The sequence below is a fragment of the Nocardiopsis sp. NPDC055824 genome, assembly GCF_053616335.1.
Genome location: NZ_JBSHDN010000368.1, coordinates 1 through 2,968 on the forward strand (window position 1 = coordinate 1; position 2,968 = coordinate 2,968).

The following is a 2,968-nucleotide window of genomic DNA, read 5'->3' on the forward strand; positions in this document are numbered from 1 at the left end:
CCATCTCCCGGCGGCACGGACCGCGCCGGGAGATGGCGTCCCGGGGCCGGACAAATTACCCTGGGAGGACGAGCACACCCGTGCTTCGCCGGAACCTCCCCCACGCCAGGGGGCACTGGGGAACGGTGGCAGGGAGAACACAGCGGCGGCACGGCGGAATGCCGGACCGGCCCCGGGCGTTGGGACCCGTTGAAGAGGACAGGACCCGCCGCGGCGGGCCGGTCCCCCAAGCGACCAGGGGTCGCCAGGCAGCCGCAACCCCTTTTCAGAGGAGCTTTACAACATGACGGTTCAGAGCGAGGTCACCGAGGGGATCAACCTCACCGACGAGGCGTCCGGCAAGGTCAGGGCGCTTCTGGAGCAGGAGGGCCGGGACGACCTCCGTCTCCGTGTGGCCGTCCAGCCCGGTGGTTGCTCGGGGCTGCGTTACCAGCTCTACTTCGACGAGCGCGACCTGGACGGGGACGTGGTCACCGACTTCGGCGGCGTCGAGGTCGTCACCGACCGGATGAGCTCCCCCTACCTCGTCGGCGCCACGATCGACTTCGTGGACACCATCGAGAAGCAGGGGTTCACGATCGACAACCCCAACGCCACGGGTTCCTGCGCCTGCGGCGACTCCTTCAACTAGGGGGTACGCCCCCGCCGCCGGCCGCGGCGGGCGGCGGGGCACCGGGGGAGGGCGGACATCCGTCCTCCCCCTCGTCGTTTCCGCAGCCCCGCGCGGGGAATCCCGATGACGGAACCCCGGCCGGGAGCGGCACTCGGTACCCTGGGTCGGTCCGAAACGGGCACGTCCTCGGCCTGCCCGCACCCGTCCGGTCGCCCCGACCGGACGCCTCCCACCCAAGGAGCCTTCGTCCCGTGCGTATCGCGGTTGCCGGATCCATCGCCACCGACCACCTCATGTCCTTCGAGGGCCGGTTCGCGGAACAGATCATCCCCGACCAGATCCAGCAGTTGTCACTCTCCTTCCTGATCGACGAGCTGGACGTCCGTCGCGGAGGCGTCGCGGCCAACATCTGCTTCGGCATGGGCGGCTTCGGCCTCGCCCCCGTCCTCGTCGGCGCGGCGGGGGCCGACTTCGAGGACTACCGCGCCTGGCTGGACCGCCACGGGGTGGACACGTCCGCCGTGTACATCTCCGAGCTGCGGCACACCGCCCGCTTCATCTGCACCACGGACCGCGACCAGAACCAGATCGCCTCGTTCTACGCGGGCGCCATGGCCGAGGCGCGCAACATCGAGCTCCAGGCGGTCGCGGAGCGGGTCGGCGGGCTCGACCTCGTCCTCATCGGCGCCGACGACCCGCTCGCCATGGTCCGCCACAGCGAGGAGTGCCGCACGCGCGGCATCCCCTTCGCGGCGGACCCCTCCCAGCAGCTGGCCCGGATGGAGGGCCCCGAGGTCCGCACCCTCATCGAGGGGGCGACCTTCCTGTTCGGCAACGAGTACGAGAAGGCCCTCGCGGAGCAGAAGACCGGCTGGTCCGACGCGGACGTCCTGAGCCGGGTCGGCACCCGCGTCACCACCCTCGGGGCCAAGGGCGCCCGCATCGACCGGGAGGGCGAGCCGGCCCTGCACGTCCCCGCGGCCTCGGTCGACAACCTCGTCGACCCCACCGGCATGGGGGACGCCTTCCGCGCGGGCTTCCTGGCCGCCCACTCCTGGGGTCTGTCCCTGGAGCGGGCCGCCCAGGTCGGCAACGCCACCGCCGTGCACTGCCTGGAGGCGGACGGTCCGCAGGAGTACACCATGACCGGCGCCTCCCTGCTGGAGCGCGTGGAGAAGTCGTACGGCGCCGCGGCCGCCGCCGAGGTCCGGCCGTTCGTCTGACCGGGGGTCCCGGGCGCCGTCCCCCGCCCGCGCGGGTCGGGGCGGTGCCCGGGAACCCGTAGAGTAGATAGTCGCGACCCGCACGACCCGATCCGATCCCGGACCGGGCCGCGCCCCGAACGGTCGGCCGTGCGCCCCAGGGCGCCCCGGCCGCCCGCACGGGGAGCCCCGTGCCCGCCGGTGCGCTGAAACGCGTACCGGTTACCTAGCCCAAGCCGTCCGCGCAGGGTCGCCGCGACGGTGGGGAACCCACCCCGGACCCCCGTGCCACGGCACGCGGTCGGGGCTCGGGCGCCGTGAGCGCCTCCCAGATCTAGGCAAGCCTTACCTGGGATTCCCTGATTCACCCTGAAAGGACATTGCATGCGCTACACCGGACCGAAGGTGCGGTTGTCCCGGCGCGCCGGCACCCCGCTGACCCGTAAGGCGGTCAGCTACTTCGAGAAGCGTCCGTACCCGCCCGGTGAGCACGGTCGCCGTGTCCGCCGCAACAGCAGCGACTTCGCCGTCCGTCAGGCGGAGAAGCAGAAGGTGCGCTGGTACTACGACCTGACCGAGAAGCAGCTGGTCAGGATCTACGAGAACGCGAAGAAGCGCTCCGGCCGCACCGGTGAGGAGATGCTCGCCGAGCTGGAGATGCGTCTGGCCACGGTCGTGCTGCGCGCCGGTCTGGCCGCGTCGATCTACGCCGCCCGCCAGTTCATCAACCACGGCCACGTCACCGTGGACGGCAAGAAGGTCGACATCCCGTCGTACCAGGTCAAGCCGGGCCAGATCATCGAGGTTCGGGAGAAGTCCCGCAACATGGTGCCGTTCGTCGAGGCCGCCGAGGGCGTCCACGCGGACGACAAGATCGCCGGCTTCCTCGCGGTGAGCCACAAGGACCTGCGCATCGCGGTCATCGACCGCCCCAAGCGCGAGCAGATCCCGGTGCCCTTCGACGAGCAGCTCGTCGTCGAGTTCTACGCCCGCTAGTCGCGAACCCCGCGCCCTGCGCGCGTCCCCAGGGACGCACCGGGGACCGGAGAGGCCGGGCCGGCCCCGCGCGCGGGGGCGCGGCCTGGGGGGGCGCCCCACCCCGCCGCTCGCCGGGCCCGCCGGGCGGGGACTGGGGGTCGGCACCGGGGGCCGG

3 protein-coding genes are annotated in these 2,968 nt (G+C 72.1%); all 3 read left to right on the plus strand.

Annotated elements, in window-relative coordinates:
* Positions 1-283 precede the first annotated feature (283 nt).
* The 3 genes from ACWGL3_RS31855 to rpsD all read left to right on the plus strand — a co-directional run bounded on the left by ACWGL3_RS31855 (position 284) and on the right by rpsD (position 2,811).
* Positions 284-631, plus strand: coding sequence for a HesB/IscA family protein (locus tag ACWGL3_RS31855; protein WP_267948866.1), 348 nt, complete (start codon positions 284-286; stop codon positions 629-631).
* A 233-nt stretch (positions 632-864) separates the two neighbouring features.
* On the plus strand, positions 865-1,836 hold the full coding sequence (locus tag ACWGL3_RS31860) for a carbohydrate kinase family protein (protein ID WP_267948867.1): 972 nt from the start codon (positions 865-867) through the stop codon (positions 1,834-1,836).
* Between the two features lie 363 nt (positions 1,837-2,199).
* Positions 2,200-2,811: a 30S ribosomal protein S4 gene (rpsD, locus tag ACWGL3_RS31865; RefSeq protein ID WP_267948868.1), complete on the plus strand. Its 612-nt coding sequence runs from the start codon at positions 2,200-2,202 to the stop codon at positions 2,809-2,811.
* Positions 2,812-2,968 lie beyond the last annotated feature (157 nt).